This is a genomic window from Guyparkeria sp. SB14A (genome assembly GCF_005096345.1).
Taxonomy (GTDB): Bacteria; Pseudomonadota; Gammaproteobacteria; order Halothiobacillales; family Halothiobacillaceae; genus Guyparkeria; species Guyparkeria hydrothermalis.
Window position 1 is genome coordinate 46,649 of record NZ_SWAW01000013.1, and the last position, 18,871, is coordinate 65,519.

Annotated in this window: 13 protein-coding genes; 9 read left to right on the plus strand and 4 right to left on the minus strand. The window is 66.5% G+C overall.

Going from position 1 to position 18,871, the window contains the following annotated elements:
• The first annotated feature begins 83 nt into the window (after positions 1-83).
• The 3 genes from glgC (at position 84) to malQ (ending at position 4,777) form a co-directional block, all read left to right on the plus strand.
• Complete coding sequence (gene glgC / locus FAZ79_RS06750) at positions 84-1,352, plus strand: glucose-1-phosphate adenylyltransferase (RefSeq protein WP_136867232.1); 1,269 nt, start codon at positions 84-86, stop codon at positions 1,350-1,352.
• 246 nt (positions 1,353-1,598) lie between these two features.
• Positions 1,599-3,317, plus strand: coding sequence for a glycoside hydrolase family 57 protein (locus FAZ79_RS06755; protein WP_136867220.1), 1,719 nt, complete (start codon positions 1,599-1,601; stop codon positions 3,315-3,317).
• A gap of 11 nt (positions 3,318-3,328) precedes the next feature.
• Positions 3,329-4,777, plus strand: a complete 1,449-nt coding sequence (gene malQ, locus FAZ79_RS06760; protein WP_136867221.1) for a 4-alpha-glucanotransferase — start codon at positions 3,329-3,331, stop codon at positions 4,775-4,777.
• Between the two features lie 91 nt (positions 4,778-4,868).
• On the opposite strand, the gene ppc is transcribed toward malQ, so the two are convergent.
• Entirely contained in the window at positions 4,869-7,688 is a 2,820-nt protein-coding gene (gene ppc / locus FAZ79_RS06765) for a phosphoenolpyruvate carboxylase (protein WP_136867222.1), read from the minus strand.
• Between the two features lie 570 nt (positions 7,689-8,258).
• On the opposite strand from ppc, the gene gnd reads away from it, so the two are divergent.
• From gnd to tsaB, 4 genes are all read left to right on the plus strand, one after another.
• A complete protein-coding gene (gene gnd / locus FAZ79_RS06770) occupies positions 8,259-9,209 on the plus strand; it encodes a phosphogluconate dehydrogenase (NAD(+)-dependent, decarboxylating) (protein WP_269321135.1) in 951 nt (316 codons plus the stop codon).
• A gap of 42 nt (positions 9,210-9,251) precedes the next feature.
• Positions 9,252-10,769, plus strand: coding sequence for a glucose-6-phosphate dehydrogenase (gene zwf / locus FAZ79_RS06775; RefSeq protein WP_136867224.1), 1,518 nt, complete (start codon positions 9,252-9,254; stop codon positions 10,767-10,769).
• Entirely contained in the window at positions 10,769-12,451 is a 1,683-nt protein-coding gene (gene pgi, locus FAZ79_RS06780) for a glucose-6-phosphate isomerase (RefSeq protein WP_247709515.1), read from the plus strand. The genes zwf and pgi overlap by 1 nt, the downstream gene beginning before the upstream one ends.
• Before the next feature lie 149 nt (positions 12,452-12,600).
• Complete coding sequence (tsaB, locus tag FAZ79_RS06785) at positions 12,601-13,281, plus strand: tRNA (adenosine(37)-N6)-threonylcarbamoyltransferase complex dimerization subunit type 1 TsaB (protein ID WP_169303629.1); 681 nt, start codon at positions 12,601-12,603, stop codon at positions 13,279-13,281.
• An 84-nt stretch (positions 13,282-13,365) separates the two neighbouring features.
• Here tsaB and FAZ79_RS06790 read toward each other — a convergent pair whose 3' ends face one another.
• Entirely contained in the window at positions 13,366-13,791 is a 426-nt protein-coding gene (locus tag FAZ79_RS06790; RefSeq protein WP_136867226.1) for a hypothetical protein, read from the minus strand.
• A gap of 317 nt (positions 13,792-14,108) precedes the next feature.
• Between FAZ79_RS06790 and crcB the strand changes: the two genes are divergently transcribed.
• Positions 14,109-14,489, plus strand: coding sequence for a fluoride efflux transporter CrcB (gene crcB, locus FAZ79_RS06795; protein WP_136867227.1), 381 nt, complete (start codon positions 14,109-14,111; stop codon positions 14,487-14,489).
• Entirely contained in the window at positions 14,489-15,556 is a 1,068-nt protein-coding gene (gene queG, locus FAZ79_RS06800; RefSeq protein ID WP_136867234.1) for a tRNA epoxyqueuosine(34) reductase QueG, read from the plus strand. The genes crcB and queG overlap by 1 nt, the downstream gene beginning before the upstream one ends.
• An 18-nt stretch (positions 15,557-15,574) precedes the next feature.
• Here the strand turns inward: queG and FAZ79_RS06805 are convergent, their stop codons facing one another.
• Entirely contained in the window at positions 15,575-16,984 is a 1,410-nt protein-coding gene (locus tag FAZ79_RS06805) for an HDOD domain-containing protein (protein WP_136867228.1), read from the minus strand.
• Between the two features lie 151 nt (positions 16,985-17,135).
• Positions 17,136-18,521, minus strand: a complete 1,386-nt coding sequence (gene purB, locus FAZ79_RS06810) for an adenylosuccinate lyase (RefSeq protein WP_136867229.1) — start codon at positions 18,519-18,521, stop codon at positions 17,136-17,138.
• Between the last annotated feature and the right edge of the window lie 350 nt (positions 18,522-18,871).

Consider the following 18,871-nt stretch of genomic DNA (forward strand, 5'->3'; position numbering starts at 1 on the left):
GGATGCGCTAGGCTCATGGCTGGCAGGCATCAGGCAACGAGGGCCTGCCTCGAATCAAGGAGCGCGAGAGGAATTTCGGGATGATTGTCGACAGCCCCAAGCGACTGGTCAGTCGAATCACCAGGGACACGTTGGCGTTGGTGCTGGCGGGTGGACGCGGCTCGCGACTGCGCCAGTTGACCGACTGGCGGGCCAAACCGGCCGTGCCGTTCGGCGGCAAGTTCCGCATCATCGACTTCCCGCTCTCCAATTGCGTCAACTCCGGCATTCGCCGCATGGGCGTGCTCACGCAGTACAAGGCCCATTCGTTGATCAAGCACGTGCAGCTCGGCTGGGGCGGCAACCACGTCGCCCGCGGCGAGTTCGTCGAACTGCTGCCCGCCCAGCAGCGCATGAACGACCAGTCCTGGTACAGCGGCACGGCGGATGCGGTCTACCAGAACATCGACATCCTGCGCGCGCACGAGTCGGAATACACCCTGATCCTCGCCGGCGACCACGTCTACAAGATGGACTACGGCCCGATGATTGCCTACCACGTGGAAAAGGGCGCGGACCTGACCATCGGCTGCATCGAGGTGCCGGTCGACCAGGCCCGCGCCTTCGGCGTGATGGGCATCGACCGGGAAGGGCGCATCGAGAGCTTCGTGGAAAAGCCCGACGACCCGCCGCGCATGCCGAGCTCGCCCGACTCGTCGCTCGCCTCGATGGGCATCTACGTCTTCCGCACGGAATTCCTGTTCGAGCAGCTGATCCTCGACGCCGACGATCCCGATTCCGAGCACGATTTCGGCAAGAACGTCATCCCGCGCCTGATCGAGGAGCACCAGGTCTACGCCTACCCGTTCCGCGAACCGGGCCTGACCGACCAGCCGTACTGGCGCGACGTGGGCACCATCGATGCGTACTGGTCGGCCAACCTCGAGCTAATCGGGGTGCAGCCGGACCTCAATCTCTACGACACCGACTGGCCCATCTGGACCTACCAGGAGCAGTTGCCGCCGGCGAAGTTCGTCTTCGACGAGGATGGGCGGCGCGGCATGGCGATCGACTCGATGGTGAGCGGTGGCTGCATCATCTCGGGGGCCGTGGTGCGCCATTCCCTGTTGTTCTCCAACGTGATGGTGCGCGAACAGGCCTACGTCGAGGACGCGGTCATCCTGCCCAACGTCCAGGTGGGCGAGGGGGCCGAGGTGCGCCGGGCGGTGATCGACAAGGGCTGCCTGATCCCGCCCGGCATGAAGATCGGGGTGGACCCGGAATCGGACAAGGAACGGTTCGAGGTCAGCCCGACGGGCGTGGTGCTGGTAACCCCGCAAATGCTGGGTCAAAAGCTCCACATGGTGCGCTGAACCCGGTTCGGGGCAGCGACCTTCAGGGAGGTCTGCACGAATGCCAACCGCTCTGCGTGCCTTGAGCGGGGCAGACGCAAGGCGCTCGTCCGCCGCGGCAGGGTGATCCCCTTTCCAAGGACGACAACGCCGCCGTTGCCCGGCTCAAGGCGCACCCTGCGGGGGCTGCCAGAGTGACATGGCATTTGTGCCGATCTTCCTTCACGACCAACCGGGCGCCGGTGGCGCCCATCGGGTGATTTCGTCATGGCTACCCATCGCCCCGCGAGGACCGTGTCGGTGGTCTTTCTCTGGCACATGCACCAGCCGGAATATCGCGACCCGCGCGACGGCGTGTACCAGCAGCCCTGGACCTACCTGCACGCGATCAAGGACTACGCCGACATGGCCGCCCATCTCGAACGCTGGCCCGAGGCGCGCGTGGTGGTCAATTTCGTGCCGATCCTCCTCGAGCAGCTGGCCGATTACGCCAGCCAGATCGAGCGTTACCGCCAGACCGGCGATATCACGCAATTGCGCGACCCGATGCTCGTCGCGCTGGTCGAGCCCGCCGCGGTGACCGGCGAGCGGCGCCTGGCGGTGCTGCACGGCCTGTTGCGAGCCCATCGGGAACGCATGATCGAACGGTTTGAGCCGTTCTCGCGACTGGTCGCCGCCGTCGAAGGGTTGCTGGATACCGCCGACCCGGCGGGCTATGCCAGCGATGCCCTCATCGGTGACCTCTCGGCGTGGTATCACCTGGCCTGGGCGGGCGAGACCTTGCGCCAGGGCGATTCCCGCCTTCGCGAGTTGCTGGCGAACGATGGCGGGTTCAGTGCGACGGCGCGACAATCCCTGCTCCACGTGATCGGCGAGACGATCGGTGACCTGTTCGATCGCTATGGTCGGCTGGCCGACCGTGGCCAGATCGAGCTGTCCATGACGCCCTACGCCCATCCGATCCTGCCCCTGCTCCAGGACCTGCGTGCCGGGCACGAAGCCGAGCCGGATGCGCCGTCACCCCGGGCCGAGGTGTACCCCGACGGCGAGGAGCGCGCCCGCTGGCATATCGATCATGGCCGCGAGGTGTTTCGCCGCCTGTTGGGCCGCGACCCCACCGGTTGTTGGCCCTCGGAGGGCGCGATCTCCGAGCCGACCGTGCGGCTGCTCGACGAGGCCGGTTTTGCCTGGGCGGCGAGCGGCCAGCAGGTGCTGCGCAACAGCCTGAACCACGCCCACCAGGCGCTGCACTGCGAGCACCGCGTGTTCGCGCGGCCCGGCCAATCGCTGCGCCTGTTCTTCCGCGACGACGGCCTGTCGGACCGAATCGGGTTCGACTATCAGAACTGGCATGCCGACGACGCGGTCGAGGATCTCACCCATCACCTGGTCTCGATCGCCGACACCTGTGACCACCTGGGGGTCGAGGCACCCGTGGTGCCGATCATCCTGGATGGCGAGAATGCCTGGGAGCACTACCCCGACAACGGTTTCTGGCTGCTCGACGGGCTGTACAAGCGCCTGTCCGCCCATCCGCGTATCGAGATGACGACGTTCTCCGCCGTGCTTGACCGCGCGCCCGAGCACGTGGAATTGAAGGCACTGGTCGCGGGCAGCTGGGTGTACGGCAACCTCGCCACCTGGATCGGCGAGCCGGCCAAGAACCGCGCCTGGGACCGTCTGGTCGAGGCGCGACGCGCCTACATCGAGGCCGAGGCGCGAGGTCGCTGGAACCAGGAAACCCGTGCGCGCAACGCCCAGCAGCTGGCCGTCTGCGAGGGATCGGACTGGTTCTGGTGGTTCGGTGACGACAACCCGGCCGAGGCCACACGCGATTTCGACCGGTTGTTCCGGCTGCAGCTGGCCCGTCTCTACGAACTGCTCGAGCGCCCCGTCCCGGCCAACCTGGACGAGCCGATCAGCGTGCCGACCAGCAAGCCGGGACAGGTGACCGGTGGCGGCACGATGCGTCGGGGCCAGGCGTGAGCGGAGCCCCGATGACCGCCACGCCGTTTGAGCCGCCGGCCACGCGCCGACGCGCGGGGCTGCTCCTGCCGATCGGCAGCCTGGCGACTCCCGGATTCGGGGACGATGCCCGCGAGGTACTCCGGTTTCTCGCCGAGTCCGGCCTGTCGGTATGGCAGGTGCTGCCCCTGGGGCCCACCCATCCCGACAACAGTCCCTACCAGTGCCTTTCCTCGTTCGCCCTGGAACCGGCCTATCTGGACGAAGCCGATCTCGCCACGGATCCCGGTTTCGCTCCCGGGGTATCGGTGGAGGCACGACGGCGGGGTGAGGGCGCCGGCGAGGCCCTGCGCTCGGGATTCGAACGGTTTCGTGAACGCGAATCGCATTGGCTCGAGGATTACGCGCATTTCATGGTGATCCGCGGCGAGCAGGACGGTCGTTGCTGGCTGGAGTGGCCGGACGGACTCAGGGACCGCGAACCCGAGGCCATGCGGGTCATCGAGCAGGCCCATGGCGATCGCATCGAGGCGGTCGCCTTCGAGCAGTTCCTGCTCGAACGGCAATGGCAGGCGTTGCGCAAGCAAGCCCGAGAGCGTGCGCTGTGTCTGTTCGGCGATCTGCCGATCTTCGTGGCCGGCGACTCGGCCGATGTCTGGGCCAATCGGTCGTTGTTCCAGCTCGATGCCAGTGGCCGGCCCAGCGTGGTGGCCGGGGTGCCGCCCGACTACTTTTCCGCCACCGGGCAGCGCTGGGGCAACCCGTTGTTCGACTACTCGCGCATGGCGGCGGACGGGTTCTCGTGGTGGAAGCAACGGCTCGCCCGACACCTGGCCTTGTATGACTGGGTACGGATCGATCACTTTAGGGGGATTGCCGGTTACTGGGCGATCCCCGTCGAGGCCCCGGATGCCACGCAGGGGCGATGGGTAACCGGTCCGGGGGCGTCGCTGCTCGAAGCGCTCGAATCGGTGGCAGGCGACCGCTTGCCCCTGGTGGCCGAGGACCTGGGCGTGATCACCGACGAGGTGATCGAGTTGCGCGATCGCTTCGGGCTGCCGGGCATGGTGGTCCTGCAATTCGCCTTCGACGGCAACGAGGGAAACCCCCATCTGCCGGTGCATCATCGGGAGCGGAGTGTCGTCTACACCGGGACGCACGACAACGACACCTCGCTCGGCTGGTGGTTGTCGCTCGACGAGGCGAGCCGTGCCCGTGTGCGTCGCTGGCTCGAGTCGATGCAGGGGATCGACCCGGGACTGCCGATGCCCGAGGCCTTGATCGAGTCCGCACTCGGATCGCCGGCGAACCTCGCGATGCTGCCGGTCGGTGACGTGCTGGGGCTCGGCTCCGAGGCGCGCATCAACGTCCCGGGAACCCGCGAGGGCAACTGGTGCTGGCGGGTGCCGACCGGAGCGCTGGATGATCGCCTCGCCCAGCGGCTTCGCGAACGGCTGGCCCGCCACGACCGACTTCCCTGAGCCCGCGCCGGTTGTCCGGTGTGTCATGAAAAAGGCCGCCGCTCGACGGATCGAGCGACGGCCTTTGCGTTTGATCGGCTCGGGCTGGTGGTCAGCCGGTGTTGCGCATCCCGGCGGCGATCGCGTTGATGCTACGCAGCAGCGGCGGCAACCACTTTTCCCGTTCGGCCTCCGGCACGCTTTCGTCGCGATGACGTGAGAGCAGGGTGATCTGGATGTGGTTGAGCACGTCCAGGTACGGGTTGCGACGCATCATCGAGGTGCCGATGTACTCGTCGATCTCCACCAGCGAGTCGGCGTGCGCGACTTTCAGCAGTTGCTCGACGGCGCACTCGTATTCCGTGCGGATCTTCTCGTAGACCGCCTGGGCCTGCTCCTGGTCGGAGACCAGACCGGCGTACTCCCGCGCGATGGTCATCTCGCCCTTGGTCAGGGAGAGCTGGGTGTTGCGCAGCATGCTGTGGAAGAACGGCCACTGCTCGAACAGGTCGTGCAGCAGTTCCTCGCGTCCCGGGTTTTCCTCGCGCCAACGCTTGAGCGCCGAGCCCATGCCGTACCACGCCGGCAGGGTGTGGCGCGATTGCGACCAGCCGAACACCCACGGGATCGCGCGCACCGAGGCCTTGGAGAGATCGCCCTTCTTGCGCGAGGTCGGGCGGGAGCCGATGTTCAACAGGCCGAGCTCACGGACCGGGGTGGCCTCGTGGAAGTAGCGGAAGAAGAATGGCGTGTGGTCGGTCAGGTCGCGGTAGGCCTCCTCGCCGTAGCGGGCCAGATCGCCCACCACGTGCTCGAACTCCTCCGGCACCGGGTTCTCGTCGACCACCTGGTGCTGCGAGGCCTTCATCAGGCCGGTCGCCCCCATGGTGAGCTCGTAGATGGCCGTCTCGTTGTTGCTGTACTTCGAGGACAGCACCTCGCCCTGTTCGGTGAACTTGATCTGCCCCTCGACGGTGCCCTGCGGCAGCGAGAGGATCGACTCGTGGGTCGGGCCGCCGCCGCGCGCGACCGTGCCGCCACGCCCGTGGAACAGACGGCACTGGATGCCGTGGCTGCGGGTCAGACGGATGACGCGTTTCTGCGCGTTGTACAGGCTCCAGACCGAGGCGAGCGAGCCGCCGTCCTTGCAGGAGTCGGAGTAACCCAGCATCACTTCCTGCAGCTCGCCGGAGGCGCGTACCAGGCCACGGTAGGTGGGGTTGTCGAACAGCGTGCCGAGCACGTGCTCGATGTGCTTGAGGTCCTCGATGGTCTCGAACAGCGGCGAGACCTGGATGTCGGAGAACCAGTCGCCGGATTCGGTCTTGCCCACCAGGCCGGTCAGCGAGGCGAGATACATCACCTCCATCACGTGGCTGGCCGAGTGGGTCATCGAGATCACGTAGGTGCCGAAGCACTCGCGGCTGATGTGATCGATCAGCTGGCGCTTGACCTCGAGGACCTTGATCACCTCGCGGGACTTCTCGCTCAAGTCCGTGCCCAGGGCATCGACCCGGTGCGAGCCGGCCTCGATCAGCTCGCCCAGCACGCGGGTGCGGTCGTCCTCGGCCAGGTTGGCGTAGTCGATTTCGGGGGCGAGCTGCTTTAAGACCTCGGTGACGGTTTCGGTGTGCTCGGTGGATTCCTGGCGAATGTCCAGGCGCACCAGGTGCCAGCCGAAGGTCTCGGCCAGGCGGATCAGGTCCTTGAGGTCGCCTTCGGCCAGCAGCCGGTCGCCGATGCCGATCAGGGAATCGCGCAGGCGGTACAGGTCGTCGAGGAAGGCGTCCTTGCTCTGGTAGGCGCGCGGGTCGAGCGCGGTCGGCTTGCCGTCAAGCTCGCTGTGGATGTAGGCGAGGTTGTAGCGCAGGCGCTGGCGGATGGCGCGCAGCTTCAGGCGGTAGGGCTCCTCGGGGAAGAACTCGCCGTCCTGCTGGTTGGCCTCCAGCATGCCCAGCGCCTCGGCATCGGTCTTGAGCTGCAGCTGCTGGCAGTCGATCTCCGGCACCAGCTGCAGGGAATGGGTCAGGATGCGCTTGAGCGTCTCGAGCCGGTCGAGGTATTCCTTGAGGATGGTCTCGGAGGCGAGGCAGACGGCCTTGATGGTCACGTCGTGAGTGACGTAGGGGTTGCCGTCGCGGTCGCCGCCGATCCACGAGCCGAACTTGAACAGGCTCGGCACGGTGACCGGCTTGTCGGGGTGGGCGTCGTTGTAGTTCAGGTTCACCGCGCGCTCGAGGTAGCGGTAGGCCTTGGGCACCGCCGCGAAGATCGAGGTGCGGAAGTAGTACATGCCCAGGCGGATCTCGTCGGACACCTCGGGGCGCGTCGTGCGCACCTCGTTGGTGCGCAGCAGCGCCAGGATGATCGATTTGACTTCATCGAGCAGACGTTCGCGCTCGACCCCGGTGGACTCCGGACGGTCGAGTTCGCCACACAACAGGAAGATGCGGCGCTGCAGGTCCATGACCGTGCGGCGCTTGGCCTCGGTCGGGTGGGCGGTGAATACCGGCATGTACACCAACTGGTCGAGCAGGCCCTGGAGCTGTTCCGGGGTCATGCCCTCGCGGGCAAAGCCGCGGATGGTGTCGTAGAACGAGCCGCGCCACAGGCGCAGGCCGCGCCGGATCTGGCGGCGACGATGCTGGTGGGAGTAGTCTTCCTCGGCGATGTTGACGAGGTTGAAGTACAGGCCGTAGGCACGCACGACCAGGTTGAGGCTGTCGGCATCCAGCGCCTCGATCTCGTCCATCAGCTCGCGGTAGAGCGCCGGATCGTAGCTCTTGCGCAGGCGGATGAAGCCGCGGCGCAGGCTCTCGACGGTGTCGAAGACCGCCTCGCCGGCCTGTTCGCGGAGCACCTCGCCGAGCAGGTTGCCGAATAGGCGCACTCGGGCGCGCAGGGCCTTGTCCTTGTCTTTGCTTGTCGTCATCGCGTATGAGTTCTCGCGGATTGATGGTTGCGGCTCCGGGCCGCTGGTTATCTCGGCCGGAGTGGCCCGTCCGACCGCGGGGACCCTGGGGTTGGCCCGTGGGAAGGGGGTCGGGATCGTCGGGCAAAATCGCGGGCATTATAGCGATTTCTGGCCTCTCTTGCCGGTTTGCGGCCCCAGGCCGGTGCCGGGTTTCGCTCGAGCCCCCGCCACGGCGGGATCCCTGTCGTGTCGTTTCTCGCCGCTGGGCCTCCGGTTTTTGCGAGGCCGTCATGGAAAACCAACAGGCGTTGGCTAGGCTTGAAACAGGCTGTCTCGAGATGACGCACGCCGACATGGCGCAAAGCTTGCTCACTGTTCTAGACGCGTGTTCCTGCTCGATCCCCCTCGGTGATGACGGGGCGAGCGGGCACGGCGTTGATCGGTCGTTGACCGTTGCCCGATCCGGGCGCATGGTCGGGGAGCCAGACGATTCCCGGGCTGGCAAGACCCGGCAGGCGCGGTATCGGCCGGTCCGGACCTTGCGTTGTTTTGCCGTTCGCCGTTTTTCAACCGTTGGACGGTTACCCGTTGCACGATTATCAGGAGTGTAAGCCGATGAAACTCGCCATTTTCGGTCTGGGGCGCATGGGCGCCAATATGGCGCGGCGCCTGTCGCGCGGTGGCATCACGGTGGTGGCGCACAATCGCAGCCGGGCGCCCATCGACGAGTTGCTGCACGAGGAAGACCACATCGTGCCCGCCTACGAGGAGGCCGACGTCTTCCGCGAACTCGACGGCCCACGCGTGATCTGGTTGATGCTGCCGGCGGGCGCGATCACCAGTCAGGCGATCGAGCGATTGTTGCCGCAGATGAGCCCGGGTGACGTGCTGGTCGACGGGGGCAACTCGCGGTACAGCGAGACCATGGCGCACGCCGAACGGGTCGAGGCGGCCGGGGTGCATTTCCTGGATTGCGGCACCTCCGGCGGTGTCTGGGGCCTGAAGAACGGCTACAGCCTGATGGTGGGCGGCACAAAGGCCGGGTTTGCCCACATCGAGCCCGCGATCCGCGTGCTCGCCCCCAGCCCTGACTCGGGCTGGGGGCATGTCGGGCCGGCCGGCGCCGGGCACTTCACCAAGATGATCCACAACGGCATCGAATACGGGATGATGCAGGCGATGGCCGAGGGGCTGGCCGTGCTGCGCAAGAAATCCGAGTTCGACCTGGACCTCGCGCAGGTAACCGAGTTGTGGCGCGAGGGGTCGGTGGTACAGAGCTGGCTGCTGGATCTCACCGCCGAGGCACTCAAGCAGGAAGGGCAGGGTCTCGAGGCGATCCGCCCGCACGTGGCCGACTCCGGCGAGGGCCGTTGGACGGCCATCGAGGCGATCGATCTGGGCGTGGCCGCGCCGGTCATGACGCTGGCCCTGCAGATGCGTTTTGCCAGCCAAGACGACGAGGGCTACGGCAACCGGGTGCTCGCGATGATGCGCAACGCCTTTGGTGGTCACGTGGTGCAACGCCGGGACGAGTCATGAGCTCGCGGCCGGTGAGTGTGCGAGAACGCGGGAGTGCGGCCCATGCGTAAGGCGATCCGTCGTGAACCGCCGCGTCCGGTCACCATCGTCATCTTCGGTGCGACCGGCAGCCTGTCGCGCAAGAAGCTGTTGCCGGCCTTGTACCAGCTTGAACGGGCCGACCGGCTGGCCGAGGGCAGCCGCATCATCGGCTTCGGTCGGCGTGACTGGGACGATGCCACCTGGCGTGAGGAGGTACGGCGCCTGTGCCTGGCAGGCGAACCGGGCGAGGACGACTGCCCCTCGGACGATTCCATCGAGCGACTGCTCAGCAAGCTGCATTTTCACAACGGCGACTTAAACGACACCGGTTGCTTCGAGGATCTCGCGGACCGGCTGACCCATGCCGAATTTCCCGATTGCGTGGTCTTCTACTTCGCCGTGTCGCCGTCGGCCTTTGGCGCGATCTGCCGCAACCTCGGCGCCTGCGGGCTCACCGACGAGACCCTGGGTTGTCGGCGGGTGGTGATCGAAAAGCCGTTCGGCCACGACATCGACAGCGCCCATGCCCTCGACGGCCTGCTCCATCAGTACTTCGACGAGCACCAGATCTTCCGCATCGACCACTACCTCGGCAAAGGCACGGTACAGAACATCATGGTGATGCGGTTCGCCAACCTGCTGCTCGAGCCGCTGTGGAATCGCAACTACATCGATCACGTCCAGATCTCGCACGCTGAGCAACAGGGTATCGAGGGCCGCGGGGCGTACTACGATTCGGCCGGGGCCCTGCGCGACATGGTCCAGAGCCACCTGATGCAGATGCTGGCGCTGACGGCGATGGAGCCGCCGGCCTCGATGGATGCCGAGGCGGTGCGCGACGAGAAGGTCAAGGTGCTGCGCTGCATCCGCCCGATCTCTCACCGCGGCGTGCATGCGCAGGCCTTCCGGGCGCAGTACTCGCGCGGGATGGTCGACGGGGTCAACGAGCCGGGTTACCTCGACGAACCCGGTGTGGCGGACGATTCGGTAACCGAGACATTCGCCGCGCTCAAGCTCTACATCGACAACTGGCGCTGGCGCGACGTGCCGTTCTACCTGCGCACCGGCAAGCGCATGGCCAAGAGCCATTCCCAGATCTCGATTCGCTTCCGGGAGCCGCCACAGCAGTTGTTCCGCGAAACGCAGGTGGCGAACACCGCGCCCAACTGGCTGTTGATCGGCATCCAGCCCGAGGAGAACTTCCGCTTCGAGATGCAGATCAAGACCGAGGGGCTGGAAATGCGCACCCGCACGGTCCAGATGGACGCCACCTACACCGGGGAGGAACCGGCGAACCTGGACGCCTACGCGACCCTGTTACTCGACGTGATCAACGGCGATCAGACGCTCTTCCTTCGGTATGATGAGGTCTCCTGGGCCTGGCGGGTGGTCGATCCGATCCTGCGCAACTGGGCGGTCGAGCGTGACTACATCCCGACGTACCCCGCGGGCAGCTGGGGGCCGCCGGAGGCCGATCGCCTGTTCGATGCCGACTCGCACCGCTGGCGAAACAACCTCAAGATCCCTGGAGAGGATTGATGCGAAAGGAACGGTATGTCGGCCGGATGAGCCCCATCTGGCAGTTGCTCGAGGTCAAGGCGACCGAACACATGCGCCGCCACCCGAACGACTGGTTCCAGACGGATGGCAACCGGGCGAACCGGCTGTCGGGGCACGCGGCGGGGCTGTCGATCGACTACTCCAAGCAGCGCGTCACCGACGACGTGATCGACGGGCTGCTCGCGCTGGCCGAGGAGCGCGGTGTGCTTGAGCTGCGCGACGACATGTTCAACGGCGTGCACATCAACGGCAGCGAGGACCGCGCCGTGCTGCACGTCGCCCTGCGCAACCGGTCCAATCGACCGATCGTGCTCGACGGTCAGGATGTCATGCCCGAGGTCAACGCTGTCCTCGACCACATGGAAACCTTCGTCGAGTCGGTCCAGTCGGGCCAGTGGAAGGGGTATGCCGGCGACCCGATCACCGACGTGGTGAACATCGGCGTGGGCGGCTCGGACCTGGGTACGCGCATGGTCTGTCGCGCGCTGGGCTCCTATGCCGACCGGGGCATCCGGGTGCATTTCGTCTCCAATATCGCGCCCAGTGATCTGGCCTCCAAGCTCTCGATTCTCGACCCCAAGACCACGCTGTTCGTGGTGGCCTCCAAAAGCTTCGGCACCCAGGAAACGCTCGCCAACGCCCGCTCGGCCCGTCGCTGGTTCCTCGAGAGCGCGCCGGACGAAGAATCCATCAAGAAGCACTTCGTCGCCGTTTCCACCCACACCGAGCGGGTGCGCGAGTTCGGCATCGACCCGGACAACATGTTCCCGATCTGGGACTGGGTCGGGGGGCGCTACTCGCTATGGTCGGCCATCGGCCTGCCGATTGCGCTGTATCTCGGCATGGATCGCTTCAAGCGCCTGCTGGACGGGGCCCATGCCCTGGATGAGCATTTCCGGCTCAACACCGGCCGGGACAATCTGCCGTTGATCCTGGGGCTGATCGACGTCTGGAACGCCGATTTCCTGGGCTCGGATTCGCTGGCGGTCTTCCCGTACGGCACGCGGCTGGGCTTTCTGCCCGCGCACCTGCAACAGGTGATGATGGAATCCAACGGCAAGCGGGTGCGCATCGACGGCCAGCCGGTCGACTCGCACACCAGCGCGGTGCTCTGGGGCGGGCTCGGCACCAACGGGCAGCACGCCTTCTACCAGTTGCTGCATCAGGGCACGCGCCTGATCCCGTCGGACTTCATCAGCGCCATCCGGACCCACTCGCCGATCGGCACGCAACAACGCCAGTTGCTCGCGAACCTGGTCGCGCAGAGCCGGGCGTTGATGCTCGGCCGCACGCAGGAGGAAGTCGAGGCGCAGATGCGTGCCGAGGGTGCCGACGAGGCGACCATCGAACGGATCGCGCCGCACCGCGTCTGCCCGGGTGGCCAGCCGTCGAACACGATCCTCTTCCCGCAGATGACCCCCGAGGCGGTCGGTGCCTTGCTTGCCCTCTACGAACACCGGGTATTCGTCGCCGGCGCGGTCTGGCAGATCGACTCCTTCGACCAGTGGGGCGTGGAGCTCGGCAAGCAGATGGCCAACGAGCTCGAACCCTTCATCGGCAGCCACCAGGAAGACGGGGCGTTCGATGGCTCCACGCGTTGGCTGCTCGACGAGATACGCCAGCACTGGACGCCCGCCCAGAACGGCGAGGACGCCTCCTGATCGAGGTGCCGCACCTCGTGTCCCGGACCGACCGGGGCGCTTGCCCGTCCGGTGTCGCTCGCTTCCGGTAGAATCCGCTCGCAAGTTCGACGCCATCCGACCGGTCCGGTCCGGCGTCGATCGATCGTTTGTATCGAGCTGGGGTAAGCGTGAACATTCTGTATTTCGACTCCTCCACCGAGGCATGCACGGCCGGCGTGCTGGCCGGCGACCGCCTGGTCACGGATTTCGAGGTGGCCCCAAGGGGGCACGCCGAAAAGCTGCTGCCGATGGCCGAGGCCCTGCTGGCGCAAGCCGGGATCGGTTTCGACGACCTGGAGCTGATCGGTTTCGGCCGCGGACCGGGGTCGTTCACGGGGGTGCGTATCGCCACGGCGATGGCGCAGGGCGTGGCGATATCCCGCGACCTGCCCATGGCGGGTGTCTCCTCGCTCGCCTGCCTTGCCGCCGGGGCGTTTCGTCGCCTGAAGGCGGCGGGAGAGGCTGTGGACGACGTGGAAGCCCGGGTCGCCATCGATGCCCGCATGGGTGAGATCTACCGAGCGGCCTACCGGCTGGATGCCGAGGGGCGTCTGATCACCGTGCTCGAGGAGGGTGTGACCGAGCCGGTGTTTCCGCAAGGCGCAGCCGGGCGCATTGTCGCCAGCGGCAGTGGATTCGGTCGGTATCCGTCACTCGGCGAGGGCCGCGAGGTTCTGCGCGTCGAACCGGAGGCGCTACCGCATGCCGAGGACGCAATCGAACTGATCCGGCGCTTGTCCGAGGCGGATTACCTGTCCCCCGACCGCGCCGTGCCGCAATACCTGAGAGACAACGTCGCCGGGCGGTAAATCGGAAAAACGCAGGCAACAAAAAGAAACGCCCCGACCTGACAGGCCGGGGCGTCGTGGTTTGGCAACGGTTACGGGGACGGCTTACTGGATGTTGCCGCAGGCCACGATGGTGCTGCCGTCGTGGATGGCAACCGAATGCGCATCACCCATGAGTGCCTCGGTGGTCAACTCGATGGTGGAAGACGATTCGGTGCCATCGATTGCACTGAGCTCGAACAGCGGGTCTTCGTCGAAGGCCAGCATTTCCGGCGCGCCGTCGCTGTCTTCCGCGTAACGGCACAGGCCGGCGTGAATGCCAGCGGACATGCCGTCGGCGTTCTCGATGGTCAGCTTGACCATCATCTCGCCGTTTTCCGGGATGAACACGGCATTGCCGGAGACGCCCGAACCACCACGCTCGTAGACCGCGGCCTGGTATTGCTCGAAGTCGTTCTCGGCGGCCATGGCCGGCGCGGTCAGGCCCGCCGAGAGTCCAGCGATCGCACTGGCGAGTAGCAATTTCTTCATGCGTTCTCCTTCACTGTGCTTTGGTTGAGAAGATCAACGACGACCGGGAAGACCCCATTGCTCGCGGGGAAGCCCGCCGCGGCCGTGCTCTGATCCGAGCTTAGGACACTTGTTCGCCGTTGCAAGGAAGCGGTCACGCGTGGCCGACGGCTCGTGCGGCCAACCTGTGACCATCGGTCATCCGGTCTATCCCGAGCAGACACCCGGGGAGATCCTCGCTTACCGCCACCGCCGGGGCCCATGGGGCGTGATAACCTCGCGGCGGACTCGGGGTGGCCCGCGCCGTTCACGTCAGGCATTGGGAGACAGTCGATCGAATGAAGCTCTACCTGTTGATTGGATTGGCCGGGGGCTTGGGTGCCATGGCGCGGTACGGCATGACCGCGGCGATCATGCAGTTCGGCGGACGCGCGTTCCCCTGGGGCACGCTGGGCGTGAACGTGATCGGTTCGGGGCTGATGGGATTTCTCGGCGTCTGGCTGCTCACCCGGTGGCAGATGCCGATGGAATACCGTCTGGCCATCCTCACCGGCTTTCTCGGTGCGTTTACCACCATGTCCGCCTTCTCCATCGATACCCTGGCCCTTATGCAACGACAGGCCTGGTTGTGGGCGGGAATGTACGTGGTGTCCACCGTCGTCCTGTGCCTGCTGGCGGCACGGGGTGGCATGTTGGTCGCCGAGCGCCTGGGGAGCTGATCGTGGAGCCGTCCGAGCTCAAGCGGCGCATCCAGGCATGGGCGGATGAGCTGGGCTTTACCGATGCCCGGGTCACCGACACGGACCTGTCGGCCTACGAGGCAGGATTCGAACGCTGGCTGGCCGACGGCCATGCCGGCACGATGGGGTTCTTCGAGCGCCACGGATTGATGCGGTTTCACCCCGAGGAGCTGGTACCCGGAACGCGCCGGGTGCTGATGGTCACCCGCGACTACTTGCCGCCCGAGTCCCTGGGGCCGTCACGCGTGCTGGGCGATCCGTCGCTGGGTTACGTGAGTCGCTACGCGCTGGGACGCGACTACCACAAGCTGGTCAGAAAGCGCCTGGCGCAACTGGCCAAGCGGATCAGCGACACGGTGGGCCCGTTCACCTACCGGGCCTTCTGCGATTCGGCACCGGTCTACGAGACCGGACTGGCCGAACGCGCCGGCATCGGCTGGAAGGGCAAGCATTCGCTGGTGCTGAATCGATCCGGCGGCTCGTGGTTCTTTCTCGGCGCGCTGTTTCTGGACATCGACCTGCCGGTTGACGAGCCGGTCGAGCCCCACTGTGGCTCCTGCACGGCCTGCCTGGACGTGTGTCCGACCGGCGCGATCGTCGCCGATGGGGTGGTGGATGCGCGTCGCTGCATTTCCTACCTGACCATCGAGTCCGCCGAGGACATCCCCGAGGAACTGCGTCCGCTGATGGGCAACCGGATCTATGGCTGCGACGACTGCCAGCTGGTCTGTCCCTGGAACCGCTTCGCACGGCAGACCAACGACGTCGACTTCCACGCCCGCCAGGGGTTGGATGCCCCCGATCTGGTCGACCTGTTCAGCTGGGACGAAGCCACGTTCCTGTCACGCACCGAGGGGTCGGCCATCCGACGCATTGGCTGGCGCCGCTGGCGTCGCAACCTCGCCGTGGCACTGGGCAACCTGCCGACCGGGCATGACCGCATCCCGGCGGCGATTGCGGCCCTGCGCGCCGGCAAGGGCGAGGCGGGGGAGCAGGTCGATCGTCACATTCAATGGGCGTTGGCACGTCTGGGTGCCTCAGGCTGACCGACGCCAAAAACCGGTTCAGGCCCGATCGAGGGAGGAGATGATGTCTCGCTGCTGCTCGCCCTGCGGACCGCGAACGAACAGCGTCGAGATCAATGTCCCGTTCACCGACAACGGTGCGATCACCAGGCCAGCGCGCGTGGCCGCCTTTAGCGCGGTATCCAGGTGCGGTGCCAGGCGTTCGCGGTTCTGCTCGTCGATGCCGAGCGTTTCCAGGCGGGATTGCAACCGGGAGAGCAGTGGCGATTGATCCAGCCCGATCGCCTCGGGGAGGGCGGCCTGCCCGGAGCGGCTCCAGTGGAAGCGTCGTTGCGAAACCGACGCATCGACGTTTTCGTACAAGGCGATCTCCTCGACCTGATCGAACCGGGTGAGCTGGCGGATCGTGTCGCCCAGCTGCCGCCCGGGGGTGGTCGAGCGCTTGGGATTGCCGCTCGCGTGGCAACCGTTCTCGTCCGCGTCGAGTCCGTAATCCGCCGGCAACGGCCACAGCAGGTCGCGGCCGTCATCGTGTTGCACCAGGAGGCGACCGGGATGGTAGAGCGGGATGTCGGCGAATTCGCGGGCATCGACGAGTGACTTCTTCACCGTCACGCGCCAGGCGGCCGTTGGCGATAGATGCAGCTGCTCGGCGATAGCGATGGTCAACCGGCGAATGACGGCGTGGTGCCACCCGAACTCGCTGGCGAAGGCGAGTCGCCGTGCCAGCACCAGGATGGCCTCGTGGTGGGCGCCGAGCGTGGGGATGGTTGCCTCCTCGGCGAGCAGCATGACCGGCAGGTAATAGCGCTCGGTGAGCGCGGTCTCGAGTTCGAGCAGGTCGATGCCGGCCTCGCCGAGGACCGTCGCGAAGGCATGCCCGACGGAAAAACAGCGGTCGAGACTGGCGTCCTCGGCGTCGTTCCGGGTGAAATCGATCAGGCTCTTCCGCGCGATCGCGAGTGCCTGGCGAGCCAGTTCGGGGGCGTCCCGCCACAGGGCCAGTTCGACCAGGTTGTGGAGCAGGGCGGCGACCGAGACCATCTCGTAGTTGGTCTCGCGGCGTTCGATCAGCCAGGCCTCGGTCAGCCGCGCGGCACGCATGGCGCGTGACGAGGCCGCGAGGTAGCCGGCCCGCTGGTCCTCGTCGTCGATGGTGTTTTCGAGGATCGGCAGTGTGGGCAGCTGGTTTCGTGCCCAGTTGCTGCCCAACAGGGACAGGGCGTGCTCGAGATTGTGCGGGGCACTGCGTTCGCGCTGGCGCTGGCCGCTGGCCGCCGCACCGAGGACGAAGCTGGCAGCGGCCGGATCGCGGCGCAGCCAGCCGACCAGACGCGGGAAATCCGGCGACTCGCTCAAGAGCTCGCGGCACATGCCCTGATGAATCGCCCGCCGCACGGGCAGCGGGTGTTCGAGCAGGTACTCGCTCCAGTTCTCGGGCAGGGTCATGCCGGCATCCCCCAATGGTTCCCTCGGCGTCGGCGATCGGACGTCATGCCGTGGCCGTCAACGTCAGATTGCGGGCTTTTCGCTTCCGGTGCAACGACGAGCGTCGGCCATTCCACCGGGGGCGCCCCATCATCGATCCGATCCGCCAGGTTCAGATGCGCTCGGCCATCTCCTTGGCGTTGCCGATGTAGTCGCCCGGCGCCATCGCGGCGAGCCGTTCGCGGGCCTCGAGCGGCAGCTCGTTGATGCCCTGGATGAATGCCCGCATGGCGGGACCGTCCACCCGCTGGCCGCGAGTGAGTGCCTTGAGCTTCTCGTACGGCTTCTCCACGCCGTGGCGTCGCATGACGGTCTGCACCGCTTCACCGAGCACTTCCCAGTTGCCGTCGAGCTCGGCAGCCAGTTGATCGGCGTTGATCTCCAGCTTCGACAGCCCCTTGGCCAGCGAGCGGTAGGCGATCAACGAGTGACCAATGCCCACCCCGAGGGTGCGCAGCACGGTGGAGTCGGTGAGATCCCGCTGCCAGCGGCTGATCGGCAGCTTGCGCGCCAGATGCCCCATGACCGCGTTGCCCACGCCGAGGTTGCCTTCGGCGTTCTCGAAGTCGATCGGGTTGACCTTGTGGGGCATGGTCGAGGAGCCGACCTCGCCCTCGACCAGGCGCTGCTTGAAGTGCCCCAGGGCGATCTGGCCCCAGATGTCGCGGGCGAAATCGATCAGGATGGTGTTGGCGCGCTCGATCGCGTCGAACAGCTCGGCGATGTAGTCGTGCGGCTCGATCTGGATGGTGTAGGCGTTGTGGGTCAGCCCCAGCCCCTCGACAAAGCGCTTGGAGAAGCCCGGCCAGTCGATTTCGGGGTAGGCGGCGAGGTGGGCGTTGAAATTGCCCACCGCGCCGTTGATCTTGCCCATCAGCTTGACGTCGGCGATCTGGGCGCGCTGGCGTTCGAGGCGCGCGACCACGTTGGCGATCTCCTTGCCGATGGTCGACGGCGAGGCCGGCTGGCCGTGGGTGCGCGAGAGCAGGGAGACGGCCGCCCACTCGTGGGCCATTTTGCGCAGCGTGTCGGCAAGCCCGTCGATCTCCGGCAGGACGACGTCCTCGCGCGCCTTGGCGAGCATCAGGCCGTAGGCGAGGTTGTTGATGTCCTCGGAGGTGCAGGCGAAGTGGAAGAACTCGCTGATCGAGGCCAGGCGCGGATGATCGGCGACCTGCTCCTTGAGGAAATACTCGACCGCCTTGACGTCGTGGTTGGTGGTGGCCTCGAATTCCTTGACCCGCATGGCCGACTCGACGCTGAATTCGGAGGCGATCGCGTCGAGCGAGGCACGGTCCTCGTCGTTCAGCGCCGGCACTTCGGCGATCTTCGGTTCGTCGGCCAGTGCCTTGAACCACTCGACTTCCACCAGCACGCGGTACTTGATCAGCGCGTACTCGCTGAAGCACTCGGTCAGCGCTCGGGTGTGGCGGGCGTAACGGCCGTCGAGCGGGGAGACGGCGGTCAGGGCGAAGGCGGCTTGGGCGGAGTCGGTCATGCGCGTTCCTGTAACAGTCGGTCGGTCGAGCCGGGAAGCGGCCCGAATTCAACAGTGATTATGCGATTGGCGGCCGGTGGCGCCAAATGGGCGCCTTGTGCTAGGGAAACTCTGCATGATGCGATGGCATCTCTGGCTCGCGGGTTTGCCCGCAATCAAGGCGCCGGTCCGAAGGCGGGCCCAGGGCGATCACTCGGGCCCGTCGAGGGACGGCAACGCCGAGTGCGGGAAACCCGCGAGCCCCGTCCGGGCGGGCCTCCAAGGGCCCATCTGCGGCGTCGCGGGATTCGTCCGTGAACCCCGCCCTTCGGGCCGGCTCGCGCCGGCCGGATCGGCGTCGTGCCGATCCG